Origin of the sequence: Halomonas sp. (assembly GCF_041689495.1) — a bacterium.
Taxonomy (GTDB): domain Bacteria; phylum Pseudomonadota; class Gammaproteobacteria; order Pseudomonadales; family Halomonadaceae; genus Halomonas.
Genome location: NZ_JBDNGD010000456.1, coordinates 1 through 1,488, shown reverse-complemented (window position 1 = coordinate 1,488; position 1,488 = coordinate 1). Strand labels below are relative to the sequence as shown.

The window sequence follows — 1,488 nt, the reverse complement described above, 5'->3', positions numbered from 1 at the left end:
CGGATGTCCTGGTCGGTGCCGGCACCGTGCTCTCGGTGAAGGACGTGGAGCGTCTGGCGAGCCTGGAAGCCTCCCTGCTGGTGACGCCCAATACCGATGCCGAGGTGATCCGTGCCGGGCGAGACGCCGGACTGGCCCCCCTGGTCGGCTGCATGACGCCCACCGAGGCCCTGGCGGCGGCTCGCGCCGGCGCCTGTGCTCTCAAGCTCTTCCCGGCCGAAAGCCTGGGCACCGGGTATTATCGTGACCTGCGCGCCGTGTTGCCCCCCGACCTGCCGGTGCTGGCGGTGGGCGGCATCGGTGTCGATCAGATGGCGGCCTGGCAGGCCGCCGGCATCGATGGCGTCGGCCTGGGCGGTAGCCTCTATGCACCGGGGCGCTCGAGTGACGAGGTTGGCCGTCGTGGCGTCGCCCTGGTCGCCGAATGGCATCGCGTCCGGGGATCGCCAGGGATGGCGACATGAGGGAGGCCTTCATCGCCGTCGATTGGGGGACGAGCAATTTCCGCGCCTTCCTGGTGGATGGTCAGACCGGACGATGTATCGCCGAGAAACGCTCGTCCGCCGGCCTCAGAGCCCTGGACCCTGAGCAGTTTCCGCACTATTGCCGGCAGCAGCTGGCCGAGTGGCGGACGGGCGCGGGAGGAAGCTCACCGCTACCCGTCTATCTCGCCGGCATGGTCGGGGCGCGCACTGGCTGGGTCGAGGCACCACAGCTGGAGATGCCCCTGACCCTGGAGGCTCTCGCGGAGAACCTGATGCCCGCCCCGGGGCTGGACAATGCCTGGCTGGTGCCCGGCGCCAAGATGGTGACGCCGTCACATGTGGATGTGATGCGCGGGGAGGAGGTGCAGGCCTTCGGCGCCCTGTCACTGGCGGGAAGGCAGGGCGGCCTCTGTTGCCTGCCGGGAACCCACAGCAAGTGGGTCAGTGCCCGGGAGAATGTCTTGACCCATTTCACGACGCTGATGACCGGTGAGCTGTTTCATGTGCTGCGCTTTCACACCCTGGTGGGCGAACCCATTCCCCGGGATGAGGCCTTCTGTGCCGAGGGGTTCGAACGGGGTCTCACCGCTTCCCGGCATCCGGCGGGTGTCCTGCATGCGCTCTTCGAGGCGAGAAGCCGGCATCTTCATCAGGGTCTCGAGGCAGCGCAGGTCGGCAGCTTTGTGTCGGGCGTGCTGATCGGCAGCGAACTCGACGCCATGCAACCACAGATCGAGGCCCAGGACAGTGTCGTCCTGGTCGGGTCCCACGAGCTCAGTGCGAGTTACCGGCGGGCCATGGAGATGCGCGGGGTGGCGGTCTGTCAGGTCGAGGCCGACAGGGCCAGCATCGAGGGGATCCGGCTGCTGAATCGATGCCGTTCCGGATCCCCTGAATCGTCAGTCCCCGACGGGGCCTCTTCGCGCTAGCCGCGCCATCAACTGCCGCGTACCGCAGTGAGATCAGGCAGCCAGGTCACGATGCCCGGGAAGGCGATCAGGAT

1 protein-coding gene and 1 pseudogene are annotated in these 1,488 nt (G+C 67.7%); both read left to right on the top strand.

Going from position 1 to position 1,488, the window contains the following annotated elements; genetic code table 11:
* Positions 1–464, top strand: a pseudogene (locus tag ACESMD_RS13900) (2-dehydro-3-deoxy-6-phosphogalactonate aldolase); the annotation flags it as partial.
* Positions 461–1,414, top strand: a complete 954-nt coding sequence (locus ACESMD_RS13895; protein ID WP_372614150.1) for a 2-dehydro-3-deoxygalactonokinase — start codon at positions 461–463, stop codon at positions 1,412–1,414. The pseudogene ACESMD_RS13900 and the gene ACESMD_RS13895, both read left to right, overlap by 4 nt.
* Positions 1,415–1,488 lie beyond the last annotated feature (74 nt).